Origin of the sequence: Pseudomonas asuensis, from assembly GCF_014646755.1 — a bacterium.
Lineage (GTDB): Bacteria > Pseudomonadota > Gammaproteobacteria > Pseudomonadales > Pseudomonadaceae > Chryseomonas > Chryseomonas asuensis.
This window is the reverse complement of record NZ_BMNW01000007.1, coordinates 222,018-241,142: the sequence shown is the minus strand read 5'-3', so window position 1 is coordinate 241,142 and position 19,125 is coordinate 222,018. Positions and strand designations below refer to the sequence as shown.

Here is a 19,125-nt window from a genome sequence, read left to right as displayed (position 1 = left end):
GCCCTATTCGGGCACCGGTACTAGAGCAGATTGGCCTCAGGATGGCCGCTCGGTCAATCGCGTCTGGAGCGTCTCTAGACTCCCTTCCACATTAGCGCTGCGCTTGAGCAAGTAGCCACACACCAGAATGGAAATGGCACAGCCTGCAAACAGGAGCCGCCCCCAAAGAGGGTTGGGTACCAATACCATCAGCATCAAACCCGCCCCCATCATCAAGGTAATTTGACCCAGCTTGCTGCGCTGTAACCGGTCATACACATCCTGGTCGCTTTCGGCGATGACAGGTGTTTCAATATCCTTGAAGAACTGAGCCGTTTGCTGTTTTTCTTCTGAGGTAAATGCCTCTTCCTTGTAGAACAAGGTAGTAGCACAGAAGAAGCCGCCTGTTAGAAACAGATGGGCCGCAACCGTAATAGTAGTTGTCAGCTCAGAAAGTTCACGTGCAGTCAGCGTTACACCAAACAAACTGGCACACCATTGTGCAGTGAACACATTCATCACCAGCCAGGAAACGAGCATGCCGAAAGCAACAGTACCCCAGGCGGCCCACCTTGGCGTTTTGCGAATGAACATGCCGAAAAACAGCGGCACCAGGATGGGAGACTGAAGCAACGTAGCAACACGCATCATCAGCTCGAACAGGCTTAGGCCCTTGAGCTGAGCAAAGAGCTGAGCAATGAGGATAACCAGAATACCGTTCACAATCGTGGCAATCTGGCTGACGTGCAACAGCTTTTTCTCGCTGAGAGGCTTGTTACGGCACACCACAGGTGCCCAAAAGCTCCGTACGAAAATACCGGCGTTACGGCACAGGGCGGAGTCCATCGAAGACATGGTAGCAGCAAACAAACCCGCAACCAGAAGTCCTATTGTGCCTACCGGCATCAAGCGCTCTGCGAACACCAGATAAACGGCATCACTGGCTTTATTGCCCAGCTCAGCATGCGCCAGCGGAGCATCCGGATACAGAACAGCGGTTGCCCAGGGCGGGATGAACCAAATCAGCGTTCCACCCACCATCAGTGCCAGGGCAAGCAGGGACGCCTTGCGTGCGTTATCAGAATCCTTCGCATTGAGGAAGCGGTAGGAGTCCTGCATGTTGTTGATGCTTTGTAGCTGCTTGACCAGAAAGAACAGGAACGAGCCTATCAGCAGCAGGCCATAATTCATGTCCGGTCCCATTACGAAATTGGTTGGGAATCGGGCAATCATTTCAGAAGGGCCACCTACGGCAACCAAGGCAACAATGGCGCTGGCCACAGAGATGACGGCAACGACCAAGGTCTGAACAAAGTCACTGGCAACCACGCCCCACGCCCCGCTCAATAGCGAGATAAGCAGTACAGAAATACCAGTGATCCATATGGTGGTCGCCATATCATAGCCAAATACGGCTCCGACAAAGATCGCCAGACCATTTAGCCAGACACCGCCGTTAAGCACACTTAGCGGGATAATGGCCCAGGTAAAAAACTGCTCATTCGTCTTGCCGAAACGCATCTTGATACCCTCGGTAGGCGTATCGACACGCATCTGGCGGAAGCGATGGCTGAACCACCAATAGGAAATGGCATAGGCAAAGATGTTCCCAAGGAAAACAAAGGTCACTGCCAAACCATCATTGAAGGCTTTACCTGCTGCCCCTGTAAATGTCCAGGCTGAAAACTGCGTCATGAATGCCGTGGCACCTACCATCCACCACAGCATTCGACCGCCGCCCCGAAAATAGTCGCTTGCCGACTTATTAGCCATTTTCTTGAAGGCAAGGCTGATGATAATCATCAGCAAGAAATAGCCTGCCACCACCAACATATCTATGTTCATAGCGTTTTCTCACAATATTGGCGCTACTGGCCGGAAACACATCAGAGGGGATACAGAAAATGTTGAAACGGCCTGGCTCGCATCCATTGAAAAGAGCCCGCCTTCCGGCGTGCTAAAACAGATGTTTTGTCCCGCTCTTTATAACTATTGCCTATTGTAAGATAAGCACATAGCGGTGCCTTTAATATCAATCCAGATATATCAGAAGCAGAGTAAAACACTCTCTCTAGCTTCCTAACTTTATCAATTCTCATATTATTCACCGAATAAAAGAGAACATAACTTCGTTGTTCTGAAATAATGTTCTTGTTGTTTCAGATACAAGAATGAAGACAAATGAAGTGAGCAGCTTGAAAGTCTATAAATTTATATATACTTTCCTATCACTTCATCTGTACTTCGACCGGATACTTACTGCCTGTTAAAAGCTGTAATGCACACCCACGCGCATACGTAGCTGGCGATCACTGTCGGTGGAGTTGACTTTCACATCACCCAGCTCAACAAAGGGCTGCCAGCGCTTGTCCCACTTGTATTTAAAGGCGAGGTTTTGTTCGTAATCGCTTTTCTTGCCGTCGTAACGGGTATAGTCCGCTTTGAAATAAACCAGGTTGTATTCGTACGATAATTTCCCGCCCGGAGCATAGCCCAGCCAGCCATCAAAGCGATGTACATGCTGGTCACGCTTGGCTCTATCAGGCACGGATGCGTCGACCTGATTGCGATCCAGCTTGCGAGCCTCGTAACGATAGCGGCCGCTGATCGTCCATTGATTGTTTACCTTGTAACCCAGACGCGCGCCGGTTCGATAAGTCGTTGCGTTTTCTACCGCAACCAAACTTATAAAGGGTGCAATCGTCCATTGAGGATTAAGGGAGTACCGATAATCTGCTGTAAATTCATGGCCATCGCCTACGGTGTTATCAAACGCGACGTCCTTGCGGCTGCCGCCAGTCTTGTACTTCAGTTCCCCTTCGAAACCGAGGCCATTTTCCAGACGTATACCGAGCAGCACGCGGTCAGAGTGAAGTTTTGAGTCTTCCAGATACTGGTGCCGGTAGTTGATATACCCCGAATCAGCGGCCTGGACATTGCCTGCCAAAACGGTCATTCCCAGAGAGGTCGCAACAGCTAGCGTCTTTATTGTTATCTTCATGATCTTATTCTTGTTAATAACCAACAGAGAGATTGAACAGGCTCAGGCGGTAACAGCCCGGCTTTCACGGGCGGTCAGCTCTATTTGAGCTATTCAGCGGAACGGGTGGTTCAGACGGATAACACGCGTAACGGCAAGCAAAGCCTACCGCCGCGGCGTTCAGGCAGAACTTTTGGTCCTGCCGCGCCGACCATTACATCGACCGGTCATCGCCAGAGGTAATGGCAAAACAAAAGAAGAATACGCGTGGGAGGCCGGCGGCTGAACAGCCTGGCCACCAATACAGCGCCTTATGGAAGCAATGTGCCAAGGAGACTGAGCATGAAGGCAAGTAACGGTTGTAAGCGCTCCCAGGTTGCCTGTGTCTGGTTTTCGACAAACATTACGGGCCAGAAGCGTAGACGGGACATGTGCGGTGTAAAAAGTTTTCAAGTTCATAGCTCAGTCCATTCTTATAATTGTTCAAGACCTGCCTGGGCATGACCAGCCCAGGCGAAACCGTGGATCAGTGCTGACTTACAGTGTTGGCCTCGATGTAGGCGAAGTTGATGTCCTCACCCAAACCGGGACGGTTAGGCAAATGGACGTAACCCTCCTTATCCATTGGGTCAACGATGCTATTAAGGTATGCAGGTACGTCGTCGTACTCCAGGAAGGGGTGTAGCAGGCCGCGCTCGTACCAGGAGCAGTTCTTGATCCCACCTACAACCGCCAGGTTAGGTGCGCCATTACCGTGAACTTCACAATCCAACCCAAACGCCTCGGCCAGGTGTGCGACCTTTACACAAGGGCCGATACCGCCCACGCCGGCTACTCCAGCGCGTAAAATATCGCAGGACTTACCGCTCACCCAAGCTGCACGACTGTGGTACTTGCCACCCAGGCTTTCCGGCCCCAGCACAGGAATGGTGAGATTTTCGGCCAGCCAGGCATAGGATTCTGCCGACTCTTCCATCATGGGTTCTTCGAACCAGGCGAAGTCCAGCTTCTCGATTTCACGCCCGATGTAAAGAGCATCGGTACGGTTGTACCAGTGATAGCCGTCAAGCATCAGCGCGATATCCGGCCCTACTGCTTCGCGCACAGCGGCGCAAGCCTTTACATCCATCTTTGCATCGGGAGCAAAGGAGATCGGTGGCATCCAGGTATGTAGCTTGATGCCTTTATAACCGCGGGCTACCAGCTTTTCAGCAAAACGTGCGTATTCGTCAGGCGTGGACAGACCGTCAGGCAGGTCATCGCCACACATGGTTGAACCATAGGCTAAAACCTTATCCCGGTAGCCACCCAGCAGCTTGTAGACCGGAACTTGGAACTTGCGACCAGCCCAGTCCCAAAGGGCTTGCTCGACCAGGGCAAGGCTGCGATCAGTAAGCTGACCCGCGCTCCCCCGCTGCCAATGTGCCAGATCCTGCCACAGGCGCTCACGGTCCAGAGCATTCTGCCCAATCAGAACCTTGCGTACAAAGTTGTCGATAATATAGGGGCGGAGCAATTCTGGAGCGCCGAAGGCGTATCCTTCGCAACCATCTTCTGTAGTGATCTTTAACAACGCCATGCGAGCCTGGACTTCATCTCCCGGATGGGAATGCCCTGCGCTATCGACGGCGCGGCGAGTAGGAAAGGAAAACACGTCGACACTGACACGGGAGATATTCATAAGAGGAAGACTGTCCCTGAGTATTGTTCTTTTTTGAGCAATTTCCGGTATGTCGTCATACCACGTGATACAGTATTTTTCCTGCCAGTTTTTTTGTCAAGAAGGTTACAACCCTTAATGAACTAGGGAAAAACAGCGCCAAAAGAGCAGACAAAGCGCTCTAACATGGTGCTTATAGCCAAAAAATTAGCCTGAAATAGACAGCGAGGGGCTCAAATAAAATTTGTTACTGAGGCTCGAAAAGAGATGACTGACCAGTCGAGAAATTTCTTAAAGCACAGCGAAGTTGTCTTACTACGCAAAGAAGTAAGCGCTAGCCAGGTAACTGTGAGGATAAAGCAGATCGAGTTGGACAGGTCTTAGGGGGATGACGCATTCCAACGACTGACGCAACACTAACAAAAGCAGATCGAAGGGCAAACGATATTGGCCAGCCCAACGCCGAGGCGACATTAAACTTTAGTCTTATTGACCGGAACTTTAAGGTGTGACTTTCCGTCGCGGCATTTTACCGATATTCTACTGGACACGTTTCATTAGGCGTCCCGGATGAACGTCATGTGATGCACCCGCTACACCTGAAGCACTGTAGTGGCGTTTCTCCAGACGATGTCTTGTCACCTCTTGATCCGAACCTGACTCTTTTTGCCTGTACGAGTATTTCATGTCGATTTGACCCGACCTGTCATTCGGCTGATGCGTTACGGGCCTAAAGAGAAAGTGTGCCTTGTCCACTCAAGCAAACCTGTAGGTTGCCGATAAGATAGCGCTACCTAATTTCATTTGCTTGTACACCTAATTAGAGAAAATCTGCATGAAAAAGCGTGTTCTCGCTGCCCTGTGCTCCAGCATGTTCGCGATGTCCGGACAAAGCTGGGCCGATGATAATGCCCCTGTCGATGTTGTACTGATCGGTGGCGGTATCATGAGTGCTACTCTGGCCACCTACCTGGAAGAGCTTGAGCCCACCTGGACGATCAATATGTATGAGCGTCTGGACAAGGTAGCTGAAGAAAGCTCCAACGGTTGGAATAATGCCGGGACAGGCCATTCTGCCTTTGCAGAAATGAACTACACACCGGAACGCAAGGATGGCAGCATCGATGTCACCAAGCCTCCAAAAATCACTGAAGGCTTCGAAATTTCTCGCCAGTTCTGGTCTTTCCAGGTCAAAAATGGTGTGTTGAAAAACCCCAGGTCTTTTATCAATACCACGCCGCACATGAGCTTTGTCTGGGGTGACGACAACGTTAACTACCTGCACAAGCGTTATGAGGCGATGAAGGCGAATGCCCTGTATGCAGGCATGCAGTATTCAGAAGATCATAACCAGATCAAGCAGTGGGCGCCGCTGATCATGGAAGGCCGTGACCCTTCCCAAAAGGTTGCTGCCACCTGGATGCCCGTAGGCACTGACGTTAACTTTGGTGAAATCACCCGCCAGCTTGCAGGCTCTCTCTCGAAACATCCGCAGTTCAAATTATCGGTTAACAGCGAAGTTCGTGATATCAAGCGCAACCCCGACAATACCTGGAAAGTAACGGTTGCAGACCTGGCCAATGGCGGCAAGGAAACATCCGTAAACACCAAGTTCGTGTTCATCGGTGCAGGCGGTGCTTCTCTGACACTGCTGCAGAAAACCGGTATTCCTGAGGCAAATGGTTATGCTGGCTTCCCTGTCGGTGGTCAGTTCCTGGTAACTGAAAATCAGGAGATTGCGAATCGCCACTCCGTAAAAGCCTACGGCTTGGCCTCTGTGGGCTCGCCGCCCATGTCTGTACCGCATATCGATAGCCGTACACTGGATGGCAAGCGCGTCATTCTGTTCGGGCCCTTCGCAACCTTCTCGACCAAGTTCCTGAAGAATGGCTCGCTGATGGATCTGATGCATTCCATGACCAGCCACAATACCTGGCCAATGATGCAGGTCGGCATGCACAACTTTGATCTGGTTAAATACCTGATGGGCCAGTTGATGCAGTCTGATGAAGACCGTTTCGCATCACTGAAAGAGTACTATCCGGATGCACGCAAAGAAGACTGGAAACTCTGGACTGCGGGCCAGCGCGTACAGATCATCAAGAAAGACGCAGACGGCAATGGCATATTGCAGTTCGGCACTGAGGTGGTTTCTTCGCAGGATGGCTCCGTTGCTGCTCTGCTAGGTGCCTCCCCTGGCGCCTCGACAGCCGCTCCCATCATGCTTCATCTGATGGAAAAGGTATTCAAGGATAAGGTTGCCACACCGGAATGGCAGAGCAAGCTTAAGGAAATTATTCCCTCCTACGGTCAGTCGCTGGATAACAATGCCCCGCTGATCAAGGAAGTTCGCAGCTACACGGCGAATATACTTCAGCTTAAAGACGCGACGGCTACCCAGCAGGCGACCTCTGAAAGCAAGGCTGAAGAAGACAAGCCAGCCGAAGCGAAGACAGCAGCGCTTTAATAGCTCGCTTCTCTCGGTTTGGAAAAACGGCGCCTACGGGCGCCGTTTTTATAGCGGTTCGTAATGCCAGAGCATAGCGCCGTGTCGTGGAATATCGGCACTTACCCGTACCCCAGACTGAACAGCACGATACGCGCAAAAAGAATTAGTCCCAACCAGGACGCCACGAACTCGATATCATCTTTGCTCATCTTGGAAACCTTGTTTGAAGCCTTAACAAAGTACGCTTATGAGGTTGGTAAGACGAAGAGTGGACGAGTTCGGTTAAAAATCATTTTTACGCCGAAAGGGCATTGCAGAGCGTCTTGCGTTAGGTTGCTGGCCAGCAACGCTGTATTGCCAAATCCTTTAAGAAGCTTGAAGCGGTAGATAGCGGGTTAACAGCTTCGCACCTGCCTTTAAGATCCGATGCCCCAGGTAGTTTCTGTAGGTTCGCGCTAAAGCTTCCGGTAGAAGCATGGCGATAAGCGAGTATTTCCATCAAGGACGCTCAATGTTCATTCGGCAAGCAACTGTCCCAATAGGGTGGCTGGCCGATATGGTTGAAAAGAAATTCCAAAAAAACCTTAACCTTGGCTGAGCGCATACGGTTCTCAGGGTAGATCACATGCACTGCATGAGTGTCGAGATCTTCTGAAGCCTCCCAGTCGGTCAGGATCGGTATCAGCGCACCACTGCTTAATGCTTGATGCACGAGCCATGTAGGAAACAGCACAATGCCCTCCCCCATGATGGCCGCCTCAAGGAGGCACTCGGCATTGTTGCTTCGAAAGCTACCTTTGGCCTGACAGACGCGAAATGGCGAGTTCTTGGCAGAGCGAAAATACCACTGGCGCATCCCTCGTATGCCCTTGTAGACCAGGCAGTTATGATGCTCAAGATCGTCCGGAGCTTGTGGCAGACCCTGCCTCTTCAGGTAAGCCGGTGCAGCGCATACCATGAACCGTTGCTCTCCCAGGCTGCGTGCTACCAAGCTCGAATCCTCCAGGCGACCTACTCGAAACGTGATATCAGCACCTTCTTGTACAGGATCGATAAACGCATCCGTTAACGTCAGCTCTACTTCTATTTTGGGATAACGCTGTTGGAATTCCACCAGTAACGGGACCAGGTGCAGACGGCCCAAGGCTACGGCAGCATTAAGTCGAAGCGTGCCTTGTGGTTCTGCAGTCTCACCGCCGACCTGCTCTGCCGCCATGTCCAGCTGAAGCAGTGCCTCCCGAACCTGCTGATAATAGCGCTCCCCTGCTTCGGTCAACCGAACCGCTCGGGTATGTCGATAAAGAAGCCGCTGTCCCAACGTCGCTTCAAGTGCAGAGATATGACGCGAGACGGACGAAGCAGGCAGATCAAAGTCGGCAGCAGCCTGTGTAAAGCTATTGACCGAAGCCACCCTGACGAACAATCGCAAGGCAAGCATGGAGGGAGAGTTGCTCATAGAACAATAGTTATTTGTCTGGAAGCCGATTGTTCTAATTATGACAACTTATTAGCGTAACGCATTGTTTTTTCCTAAGGATGAACATGCAACACGCTCTGATCTTGCTAGTAGTACTGATTGCTGGAATGGGCCTTTCGATGGAGGCTGGTCTATTAGGACCCCTTGGAGGGGAGGTCGGTCATTTCTCAGCCACCCTTTCGATCTTTCTGGTTGGCGCCGCTCTGCTGACATTTGCCCTGATTTTCGCACGCCCCAAAATGAGCCAGCTCTTCAGCCAACCTCGCTGGCTGCTTATTGGAGGCATCCTGGGTCCTGTCTATGTGGTTGTGCTAACCGTTGCAACGCCCCTTATTGGCGTCGGCATGACCATGGTTGGCATTTTGTGTGGCCAGGTGGGCGCCAGTCTGGTTATTGATCATTTCGGTTTGCTGGGCAGTACACGCCGACCTGTCGACCTGTATCGCGTGCTGGCTTTTGCTTTGATCCTGCTTGCTCTCTGGCTGATTCACTGAGGTATACAATATGCTGCAGTTTCTGGTTCTTCTCGCCGTACTGGGTAGCGGTGCCGTGCTCAGTGCCCAATCTTCCATCAATGGCCGACTGGGCGCGCAGGTCGGAGTGCTTGAAAGCGCCTGGCTTACCTTTACCAGCGGCGCTCTGCTCACTTTTTTGCTGGTGTTTTTCTTTGAACCCCCACAGGCCATGACGCTTTTTACGGCGCCTAAATGGCAATTGATCGGCGCTCTGTTTGGCGTTGTGTATATGCTGGCCATGGTGTTTTCCATTCCTCGTGTAGGCACAGCTGCTGCGACGGTAGCCGTAATCACCGGCCAACTCCTGATGAGTCTTCTGATCGATCACTTTGCCTGGCTGGGTAACACTGAGCGGCCTCTGGACATCTCTCGACTGGTCGCCGTTGCGCTGTTGTTTGGCGCCCTGGTACTGATTTACCAGAGCAACCGCCAGAAGGAGCGCTCTGCTCAACAGAAGTCTGTAGGGGACTACACCTGATACCGCTGGCAGAAGGTATCTACGCAATGGATACCTTCTGCTATCTGCCCGGCTTTACCTACGTTACTGAAGAACACGTCCGGCAACAAGGCTGCCTTTCTGAAAGGTGCGCGACATAAGATCGTTTCACTTTATACATGGACGATAACCGCACGCTTTTCTCTATCCTTTGCATCTTCTGCAAACTCTTTTTCACTTCCATCCTTAGATTTTAAGTTATTGATTTTTATCATTATTAACTTAGAAATCCTGTTTAACCTCAGCATGATTTCGTTCCTATTCAAGAACAAAAAGTAAAACAGTACTCTTGTGTGGATTGACTGTATTAACCAGTTAGTACACTTTGTTCTTCAGCGTGCCATCACATCATAAAAACAATACGGAGTACTCGGGATGACTTGCTCCCTACTCATCCTCAACGGTCCGAATCTCAACTTGCTGGGCACCCGTGAGCCACACGTCTATGGTCATGAGACCCTGGCGGATGTTGCTCAGCTCTGCCATCAAACAGCAGACGCACTCGGCCTCAAGATAGGATTTCACCAGACCAATCATGAAGGCGAGTTGATCGACTGGATTCATGGCGCCCGGGGCGTTCATGCCGGCATTGTCATCAACCCGGCAGCGTGGACCCATACCTCGGTTGCGGTGCGTGATGCACTGGCAGCCGTGGCGCTTCCAGTGGTGGAAGTTCATCTCTCCAACGTCCATCAGCGCGAAACCTTCAGGCATCACTCCTATGTTTCCCCTATCGCTGTAGGCGTCCTATGCGGTTTCGGCGTGACGGGTTATCGCATGGCCATCGAGTACTTCGCTCAACTCTTCCAGCCTGAGAAGTAAACCATCATGCCTGATATGTCCTCCCCTTCTGTTCTGGCCGGTTTGATCGGTTCCGGTATTCAGTCTTCCCGTACCCCTTCCATGCATGAGCAGGAGGGCGATGCGCAGGGCATCCGTTACCTGTATCGGCTGATTGATCTCGATGCCTTGGGCCTTGAGGCCTCTGCCCTGCCTGATCTGCTAACCGCAGCCGAGCGCATGGGTTTTACTGGTTTGAATATTACATTTCCCTGCAAGCAAGCGGTTATCCCGCTGCTGGACGAGCTTTCAGAGGAAGCGCTTGGCATTGGGGCCGTTAATACCGTTGTCCTTAAAGGTGGCAAACGCATAGGCCATAACACTGACTGCCTTGGGTTTGCCGAAGGTTTTCGCCGTGGCTTACCGGACGTCTCCCGCGAGCGTGTCGTCCAAATGGGGGCCGGGGGAGCTGGTGCGGCTGTTGCCCATGCCCTGTTACGTGAGCAGGTAGGCGAGCTGACTGTTTTTGACGTTGAGACAGAAAAGGCCGAGGCGCTAGTAGACAACCTCAGGGCTACTTTTGGCCATAACCGCGCGCGCCTTGGAATAGACCTGAAGGCAGCGATGCAGGCGGCTCAAGGGCTGGTCAATACGACGCCAGTGGGCATGGCCAAGTTACCCGGCATGCCCTTGCCTGCCGAGCTGCTCCGTCCTGAGCTGTGGGTAGCAGAGATCATCTACTTTCCGCTTGAAACCGAGCTGCTCAAGCATGCCCGCGAGATCGGCTGCCAAGCGCTCGACGGAAGCCGCATGGCGGTCTTCCAGGCAGTAAAGGCTTTTGAACTCTTTACCGGGCAAGAAGCCGACGCCCAGAGAATGCAAGCGCATTTCGCCAGCCTGGGTAACTGACGAGCCTCTCTATTGTGTGCCAAGCGATACAGGACAATAACAATGCATGTTGATAGTAAATCAGGCCAAATGGTACAAGGCCGCTCGCAGACGGCAACCGCTACACAAAAGCCGACCCGCGCGCGTTTCGTTATTCTCGCGTTGCTCGCCGTTGGCACGATGATCAACTATCTGGACCGCACCATCCTGGGCATCTCGGCACCCGTGATGACACAGGAGCTGGGAATAGATGCGGCGGTAATGGGCCTGATCTTTTCTGCCTTTTCCTGGACGTACGTCTTAGCCCAAGTCCCGGGCGGTGTTTTCCTTGACCGGTTCGGCTCGAAGTTCACCTACTTCGCCTCAATCACCTCTTGGTCATTCGCCACACTTTTACATGGATTTGCCTCAGGGTTTTATACCCTGCTGGGGCTGCGTCTGATGCTGGGTTTTGCTGAGGCACCATGCTTTCCCACCAACAGCCGGGTAGTCAGCACCTGGTTTCCACAGCAAGAACGTGCCCGGGCTACAAGCATCTACACCGTTGGCGAGTACATTGGGCTGGCCTTTCTCAGCCCGGTTCTTTTCATGATCCTTGCGCACTTCGGCTGGCGTGCATTGTTCATGATCATTGGTGGTATTGGCATCGCCTTTGGTCTGCTGTGGTGGAAGCGTTATCGCGAGCCTCACGAAGACCTGTCCATGAATCAGGCGGAACGGAATTACATCAAGGCTGGTGGTGGCCTGACGGCTCCGTCCCAGGAGCATGTTCCGTTTAGCTGGAGCAATGTCAGCCAATTACTGAAGTATCGCCAGATCTGGGGAGCCTGTATTGGCCAGTTTGCCGGCAACGCCACGTTGGTGTTCTTTTTAACCTGGTTTCCCACTTACCTGGCCACCGAGCGCCACATGGGCTGGGTAAAAATGGGCTTTTTTGCCGTACTACCGTTCATTGCAGCAGCCATTGGCGTGATGTTTGGCGGCTGGTTATCTGACTGGATCATCAAACGCACCGGTAATGCCAGCGTGGGCCGCAAGTTGCCTATCATTACCGGTCTGTTGCTGGCCTCCACCATTATCGCCGCAAATTATGTCGACAATGACACGCTGGTGATCGCCATCCTGTCCATTGCCTTCTTTGGACAGGGCATGGTGGGTCTAGGCTGGGCCGTTATTTCCGATATAGCGCCAAAGAAGTTCATGGGACTTACAGGCGGCATCTTCAACCTGGCGGCTAACCTGGCCGGCATTATCACACCGCTGGTAGTCGGCTTTATCGTCGCAACAACAGGCTCGTTTGTAGGTGCGCTGCTCTTTATCGGCGTTCTTGCACTAATTGGCGCGTTCTCATACATCTTCATTCTCGGGGAGGTGAAACGTATCGAGCTTTAAGAGGCACGGCGCAGGAATGCGCCCAAAGCCTTGCTGTTGCTGTTTCTCGTGATTCAAAACAAACACAACAACTCAGAGAAACCTAAAGGCATGGTCATGAAAAACGTAATAGACCTGTACTTTCGCTTTATCAAACTTCTACTGGTGCTGTGCATGCTTGGCATGGTGGCGCTAGTCTTCGGAAATGTTGTTTTAAGGTACGCATTTAATTCAGGTATCAGCGTATCGGAAGAGTTATCCCGCTGGTTGTTCGTTTTCATGGTGTTTCTAGGTGCCATCATCGGCCTCAAGGAGCGCTCGCACATTGGTATGGGCAGCTTGCTCGCCGCATTGCCAGCGGGTGGTAAACGCCTATGCCTCACTGTTTCGCACCTGATTGTTCTGTACATCCTGTGGCTGATTATTCAGGGCAGCTGGCAGCAGGCGGTCATCAATAAGGACGTAGTGGCTCCAGCTTCAGGATTGTCGATGGCGGTGTTCTACTCAGCAGGACTCGTCTTTGGCATCACCTCTGTCGGCATCATGCTGTACGAGCTTTATGCTGCGCTGTTTCTTCCCTTGCCTTCCAGGCTGTCGTCTCCCGCAATCGAGAAGCAAGGCGCCGTCCCGCCTCTGCAGCAGACAGCGTCCAGGGAGATCAACTGATGATTCTTTCCGTGTTTCTTGGCTCGCTGATCGGCAGCATGGTGATTGGCATGCCGATCGCCTTTGCGCTGCTCGTAGCCAGCGCGGCGATGATGTATTACCTGGATTTGTTCGATGCGCAGATCATTGCGCAGAACCTACTCAACGGTGCAGACAGCTTTCCGCTCATGGCAGTGCCCTTTTTCATGCTTGCCGGGGAGATCATGAATGCAGGCGGGCTTTCTCGCCGTATCGTGAACATCGCTATGTCCATGGTCGGCCACAAGCGAGGCGGGCTGGGCTATGTGGCTATCATTGCCTCGTGCCTTCTGGCTTCCCTTTCCGGGTCTGCCGTAGCTGATGCGGCGGCCCTGGCTGCGCTGTTGGTGCCCATGATGGTGTCGGCCGGACATAGCCGTGAGCGCTCAGCTGGTTTGATCGCAGCGGGCGGTATCATCGCGCCGATCATTCCGCCCAGTATCGGTTTTATTATCTTTGGCGTTGCCTCAGGTGTATCCATCTCCAAGCTGTTCCTGGCCGGTATCGTACCTGGGCTCATGCTGGGCGCTGCATTGGCCATCGCCTGGTGGTGGATAGCCCGCAAAGAAGTGGTGGAGACCTCCCCCAAACGCTCACGCCGAGAGATCGCCAGCGCGCTGATGGAGGGAAGCTGGGCACTGGGCCTGCCCTTGATCATCGTCTTCGGTTTGAAGTTTGGCATCTTCACACCAACCGAGGCCGCGGTGGTTGCGGCGGTCTATGCCCTGTTTGTGGCAACGGTCATCTACAAGGAGCTCAAGCTAAGTGACCTGTATGCACTCATACTGAGCGCTGCAAAGACCACGTCGGTCGTCATGCTGCTGGTCGCAGCCGCAATGGTATCGTCCTGGCTGGTAACGATAGCTGACCTGCCCGGCCAGCTGGTCGATCTGCTCGACCCCTTCATGGACAATCCCACACTCCTGCTACTGATGATCATGCTGCTGATTATTGTGGTGGGTACCGTTATGGATATGACCCCTACCATTCTCATCCTGACGCCAGTGCTGATGCCAACAGTCATCCAGGCCGGTATTGATCCGGTGTATTTCGGTGTGCTCTTTTTGATCAACACGGCCATCGGCCTGATCACGCCGCCTGTAGGAACCGTTTTGAACGTCGTATGTGGGGTCTCGGGCATCCAGATGAATGAAATCATCCGCGGTGTCTGGCCATTCCTCCTGGCGCAGCTGCTGGTTTTGCTCTTGCTGGTTGCTTTCCCGGTTCTGGTAACAGGTCCCATGAAGCTGCTGGCTGGTTAAACATTCGCACCCTGTTTTGCAAACAACAAAAACAAGATGGAGTTTTCATGATGAAGATGATTAAAACAGTTCTGGCTACTGCCTGTGCAGTAGGCCTGTTGTACGCTGGCACGGTAGCGGCTGAAGTCCGTAGTCAAACCCTGCGATTTGCTTTCCAGAATGTGAAGGAACACCCTCAAGGCCAGGGTGCGCAGAAATTTGCGGACCTCGTAAAGAAAAAGAGCGATGGCAAAATCAAGGTACGGCTCTTCCCGGGTGGTACGCTAGGAGGCGATCTTCAGACCGTCTCCGCCATTCAGGGTGGGACACTGGACCTGACCGTACTAAACGCCGGCATCCTGGCAGCACAGGTAAAGGACTTTGCCATTCTCGACTTTCCCTTCCTGTTCAATAATGCTCAAGAGGCCCAGCAGGTAATAGATGGTCCGGTAGGTCAGGCGCTGGCCACACGGCTGGAAAGCAAAGGATTGCATACCCTGGGCTATTGGGATCTGGGCTTTCGCAACGTAACCAATAGCAAAAAACCGATTACCCGTTGGGAAGACTTACAGGGCCTGAAGATTCGCGTCATTCAGTCACCCAGCTATCTGGAAACGTTTTCCACGCTGGGGGCCAACCCCGTACCGATGCCCTTCCCCGAGGTATATACCGGCCTTGAACAAAGAACCGTAGATGGGCAGGAAAACCCCAATACGGTCATCCTGGGCAGTAAGTTCTATGAGGTACAGAAGTACCTTTCGGTGACACGCCATGTGTACAACCCACAATCATTCATCATTGGCGAAAAGTCATGGAACAAGCTGAACGAGGACGAGCGCAAGCTCATTACCGAAGCGGCTGCCGAAGCTCAGGCCTATCAGCGCAAGGTATCCGAAGAAGCACAGGAGAAGGCTTATCAGACCTTGAAAGGCAGCATGGCCGTCAATGAAATCACACCGGAAGAGATGGATCGGTTCCGCGAGAAAACCAAGCCTGTTATTGAAAAGCTGGCAAAAGATGTCGATCCCACATTGATAAAGCTGTTGGACGACGAGGTGCAAAAAACACGCAAGCCCCAATAGCTAAAGGCCTTGGCCCAAAACCGCTGCTTAGCATAATGCAGCGGTTTTGCCACGCTTATCGGCTAAGTGCAGACATACCGCAGTACCACATCACAAATAAGTTCCTTATGCCGCTCCCGGTTGCCTTCATCCGTCAGATCGATCTGGTGGATCGATGAGAAGGTATAACGGTTGGAGACCCGGTAGAAGCAGAACGAGCTCATCATCATGTGTACTTCAAGTGGGTCCAGCCCTTTACGGAAAACACCCTCCTCGGCACCTCGTTTCAGAATGCGCGAAATTGTCTCGACAATCGACGAGTTGACCGAGGTAATGGCTTCTGACTGACGAATGTAGTTTCCCTGATGGATATTCTCGATGCAGACGATCCTTACGAAATCCACATTCAGATCGTGGTAATCGAACGTGAACTCGACCAGCCGCCTGATAGCATCTACAGGTTCGAGCTCATCCAGGTGCATCTGGGACTCGGTTGAACGAATCTCACCATAGAGTTTCTCGAGCACTGCGGAATAGAGCTGATCCTTACTTTCGAAATAGTAATAGATCATCCGCTTTGACGTTCGGGTACGTTCGGCAATGGCATCGACTCTCGCCCCGCTCAGGCCGTTTTCTGCAAACTCGGCAACAGCCGCCAGGAGAATCTCCTGCTTGGTTTCTTCAGGGTTGTTCTTGCGTGGCAGCCGGGGAATAGACTGCGCTTTTACAGCATCGGAGCTCAAGGATTCGGCAGCCATTATTATTTCTGTCATTGGCGAAGTTCGAAGACCTTATGGTAATTGTTGTTATTGAATTAAGGTAGAGGCCACGCCATACAGCGGGTGGCCTCCCTATCAGAGCCGCCCTGCCGTTTTGCGGCTGCGCGCCTGCGCCATAGCAGCCAGGCGGACCGGCGTATTGGCTGCACCATAACCGCTGTAGCTGTTTTTACGTTGCAGGATTTCAAAAAAGAAGCGGTCGGCGAAGGGCTCCGTATAGATATGAAACAGCTCGCCTCCCTGGGCGTCTCGGTCATAAAGCACGTTGTAGTAAGCCAGCCGGCTCAGGTAGTCATCATCAAAGCCATAACGCGCTGAGAGATCGTCGTAGTAGTTATACGGAATCTCCAGCAAGGGCACACCGGCGTCTTTGGCGTGGGCCACGGCTGCAAAGATATCGTCGCAGTCGAACGCAATATGATGAACGCCTGAACCACGGTAACTTGATAAGGCTCGGGAGATAGCCGTATTACGGTTTTCCGAAATATTGAGCGCCATCCGTATCGAACCACAGGGGCTACGCAACGCACGGCTTTTAACCAGACCGTAAGGATCCGGCAGGACAACCTCGTCGTCTGCTTTAAAGTTGAGCAGGCTCTTGTAGAACAGCACCCAGGTATCGAGGCTTTCCGCCGGTAGCGCCATGGCTACGTGATCAACCGTTTTCAGTAGACTCTCTGCCGATACCGATGCTCCCAGATTGAAGTCACTTTCGTAGATTGAGCGTCCCTCTGCGCCTGAATCCACAAAATAGATAAGGCCTCCATCCGGTGCTCGCACAGCAGGAATCTCACGTTCATTTGGCCCAACAAGGCCGCGATACGGTTGGGCGCCATATTGGCATGCACGTTCTATGGCCTTGGCGCTATCGCTGACCCGCAGCGCTTTGGCACACAATGAGGGGCCATGAACCTCAAAAAAGTTATGAGCAAATGAATAAGGCTCGGCGTTGAGCACCAGATGAGTGCTTCCTTGTGTCAGCAAGGTAACGTTTTTGGAGCGATGCGCTCCCGTTTGGCTAAAGCCCAGACGCGTCAACCACTGCGTCAGCTCTGCACGAAGCGGCTCGTCTACCGCAAACTCCAGAAACTCAATGCCGTCAAACTCAAGCGGCGGCACTGGATCAAACAGCAGATCTAATGCGGCCGTGCTGGCAGGCTGTTCGCTCGTCAGCCGTTTACGGGTCTGCTCTTCCAGGTAAAGCAGGGAGCGAAAACCGTCGGCGGCGTTAGCTCTCGGAGGTGCGGCACGGAAGCCGTCGTTGAATACTTCCAGCGACAGCGGACCGGTATAACCCGAGCGAAGGATAGGCGTAAGAAAACCGGCCAAGTCAAATTCGCCCTGCCCAGGGAAACATCGGAAGTGACGGCTCCACTCCAGCACATCCATGTGAAGTAATGGCGCATCGGCCATTTGCACAAAAAAGATCTTATCGCCCGGTATAGTGGCAATACCGGCAGGGTCGTCCTTGAGTGACAGCGTGTGGAAACTGTCTAGCAGCACGCCAACGCTCGGATGATCAACCTTTTGCACGATCGACCAGACCTGCTGCCAGGTTTTGACATGTCGCCCCCAGGCCAGGGCTTCATACCCTATTCGCATATCACGTGCGCCAGCACGCTCGCCCAGTAAATGTAAGTCATCTACCAGAATGGATTCCTCGCCTAACGAGTCGACCGCTACGTTACTGCACACCAGGATCAAATCAGTGCCTAATTCCTGCATGAGGTCGAACTTACGCTCAGCCCGGTCCAGGTTACGCGTCAGCCGATCACGTGGACATCCTTCGAAATCACGAAAGGGCTGGAACAAGGTGATGGCAAGCCCCAGATCGGCACACAACCGACGCACCTCCCGTGGCGTTCCACCGTAGGTGAGCAGATCGTTTTCGAATATTTCCACACCATCAAAGCCTGCGGCGGCAATGGCTTCCAGTTTTTCAGGCAGGGTTCCACTTAAGGAAACCGTGGCGATCGAGCGCTGCATGGTCAGCTCCTCTTGGCAGGCATATTGTGGGGCCCAGGCGGTCTTGCTCGCTTGAACCGGTTTGCTTTGTGCCTACAGCTGCAATAAGTATTGGACTTAGGTATGTACCCCTTCCATAGTGCCTCTACCCACACCCATTTTGTACTAAACAGTTAATTTTTGTTCGATAATCGAACAGAAGTGATAGCTATGCTCTTACTGTCAACTTAACCAGAAAACAGACCTCCAGGCAGGCAAACCCAGCGTTACATAACAATTGGAGCTGTCCAAACCATAGTGTCAAATCGGTTAACTAACCAGTACGTTTATAATCGAAATTGCTCCTCTGTTATTTATTCTTCTTTTTGTGGCAATGCGGTGATGGGGGCATTGAGCTCAGATGGATTCAAGCGCTTGGCAAAAGGTGGGTTCAGCTGTGTTTGTGGTCGACCCACGCTTGCGGTTTAATGATGGCGCAAGAAGCTATGACTTTACCTTGCAGGCAAGTCGGCCAACTCCGTCCTGTACAGTTTCAGAGCAGCCGCTTTTATTAACGCCAGATAAGTACGAGGTCGAGTCGCCCAAAATGGGCCAGTATAGGTGAGTTGGGACGACCGATAAGGTAATCCGCATTTCCTTAAAATCATTAAAAAGCCCTACGAGATGGCGGCTTATCCATAACGCGTTTGAGGCTGTCGCTGCGACAGTGACCTAAGACATTCATGGCTTATGAGATACGGGACTGTAGAAGAACTTTATGGACCTCGTAAAACTTGACTCGCCCGGGCAAGTGCTATACG

16 protein-coding genes are annotated in these 19,125 nt (G+C 52.4%); 9 read left to right on the top strand and 7 right to left on the bottom strand.

What is annotated here, in order from left to right:
- Positions 1–36: 36 nt before the first annotated feature.
- From IEX86_RS16385 to IEX86_RS16375, 3 genes are all read right to left on the bottom strand, one after another.
- Positions 37–1,824, bottom strand: coding sequence for a sodium:solute symporter family protein (locus IEX86_RS16385; RefSeq protein WP_188867206.1), 1,788 nt, complete (start codon positions 1,822–1,824; stop codon positions 37–39).
- Positions 1,825–2,245: 421 nt separating this feature from the next.
- On the bottom strand, positions 2,246–2,935 hold the full coding sequence (locus IEX86_RS16380) for an oligogalacturonate-specific porin KdgM family protein (RefSeq protein ID WP_188867289.1): 690 nt from the start codon (positions 2,933–2,935) through the stop codon (positions 2,246–2,248).
- 550 nt (positions 2,936–3,485) lie between these two features.
- Entirely contained in the window at positions 3,486–4,640 is a 1,155-nt protein-coding gene (locus IEX86_RS16375; protein WP_188867205.1) for a mandelate racemase family protein, read from the bottom strand.
- Between the two features lie 814 nt (positions 4,641–5,454).
- On the opposite strand from IEX86_RS16375, the gene mqo reads away from it, so the two are divergent.
- Positions 5,455–7,086: a malate dehydrogenase (quinone) gene (gene mqo / locus IEX86_RS16370; RefSeq protein ID WP_188867204.1), complete on the top strand. Its 1,632-nt coding sequence runs from the start codon at positions 5,455–5,457 to the stop codon at positions 7,084–7,086.
- Positions 7,087–7,576: 490 nt separating this feature from the next.
- Here the strand turns inward: mqo and IEX86_RS16365 are convergent, their stop codons facing one another.
- Positions 7,577–8,524, bottom strand: a complete 948-nt coding sequence (locus IEX86_RS16365; RefSeq protein WP_188867203.1) for a LysR family transcriptional regulator — start codon at positions 8,522–8,524, stop codon at positions 7,577–7,579.
- An 86-nt stretch (positions 8,525–8,610) separates the two neighbouring features.
- On the opposite strand from IEX86_RS16365, the gene IEX86_RS16360 reads away from it, so the two are divergent.
- On the top strand, positions 8,611–9,039 hold the full coding sequence (locus tag IEX86_RS16360; protein ID WP_188867202.1) for a DMT family transporter: 429 nt from the start codon (positions 8,611–8,613) through the stop codon (positions 9,037–9,039).
- A gap of 10 nt (positions 9,040–9,049) precedes the next feature.
- Complete coding sequence (locus tag IEX86_RS16355) at positions 9,050–9,538, top strand: DMT family transporter (protein ID WP_188867201.1); 489 nt, start codon at positions 9,050–9,052, stop codon at positions 9,536–9,538.
- Between the two features lie 131 nt (positions 9,539–9,669).
- On the opposite strand, the gene IEX86_RS25430 is transcribed toward IEX86_RS16355, so the two are convergent.
- Positions 9,670–9,804 carry a hypothetical protein gene (locus tag IEX86_RS25430; protein WP_268239869.1) on the bottom strand — a complete coding sequence of 45 codons (135 nt, stop codon included), beginning with the start codon at positions 9,802–9,804 and terminating at the stop codon, positions 9,670–9,672.
- A 127-nt stretch (positions 9,805–9,931) separates the two neighbouring features.
- Between IEX86_RS25430 and aroQ the strand changes: the two genes are divergently transcribed.
- The 6 genes from aroQ to IEX86_RS16325 all read left to right on the top strand — a co-directional run bounded on the left by aroQ (position 9,932) and on the right by IEX86_RS16325 (position 15,602).
- The gene (aroQ, locus tag IEX86_RS16350) at positions 9,932–10,378 is read left to right on the top strand and encodes a type II 3-dehydroquinate dehydratase (protein ID WP_188867200.1); all 447 of its coding nucleotides are present in this window, start codon (positions 9,932–9,934) and stop codon (positions 10,376–10,378) included.
- A 15-nt stretch (positions 10,379–10,393) separates the two neighbouring features.
- The gene (locus IEX86_RS16345; protein ID WP_188867288.1) at positions 10,394–11,245 is read left to right on the top strand and encodes a shikimate dehydrogenase; all 852 of its coding nucleotides are present in this window, start codon (positions 10,394–10,396) and stop codon (positions 11,243–11,245) included.
- Between the two features lie 42 nt (positions 11,246–11,287).
- Complete coding sequence (locus IEX86_RS16340; RefSeq protein ID WP_188867199.1) at positions 11,288–12,616, top strand: MFS transporter; 1,329 nt, start codon at positions 11,288–11,290, stop codon at positions 12,614–12,616.
- Positions 12,617–12,712: 96 nt separating this feature from the next.
- A complete protein-coding gene (locus IEX86_RS16335) occupies positions 12,713–13,261 on the top strand; it encodes a TRAP transporter small permease (protein ID WP_229685380.1) in 549 nt (182 codons plus the stop codon).
- Positions 13,261–14,541: a TRAP transporter large permease subunit gene (locus IEX86_RS16330; protein ID WP_188867198.1), complete on the top strand. Its 1,281-nt coding sequence runs from the start codon at positions 13,261–13,263 to the stop codon at positions 14,539–14,541. Before IEX86_RS16335 ends, IEX86_RS16330 begins: the two co-directional genes overlap by 1 nt.
- 47 nt (positions 14,542–14,588) lie before the next feature.
- A complete protein-coding gene (locus tag IEX86_RS16325; protein WP_188867197.1) occupies positions 14,589–15,602 on the top strand; it encodes a TRAP transporter substrate-binding protein in 1,014 nt (337 codons plus the stop codon).
- Between the two features lie 62 nt (positions 15,603–15,664).
- Here IEX86_RS16325 and IEX86_RS16320 read toward each other — a convergent pair whose 3' ends face one another.
- Together IEX86_RS16320 and quiC are read right to left on the bottom strand one after the other, a co-directional pair.
- Positions 15,665–16,339, bottom strand: a complete 675-nt coding sequence (locus tag IEX86_RS16320; protein ID WP_188867196.1) for a TetR/AcrR family transcriptional regulator — start codon at positions 16,337–16,339, stop codon at positions 15,665–15,667.
- A 96-nt stretch (positions 16,340–16,435) separates the two neighbouring features.
- The gene (gene quiC / locus IEX86_RS16315) at positions 16,436–18,346 is read right to left on the bottom strand and encodes a 3-dehydroshikimate dehydratase QuiC (RefSeq protein WP_188867195.1); all 1,911 of its coding nucleotides are present in this window, start codon (positions 18,344–18,346) and stop codon (positions 16,436–16,438) included.
- Positions 18,347–19,125 lie beyond the last annotated feature (779 nt).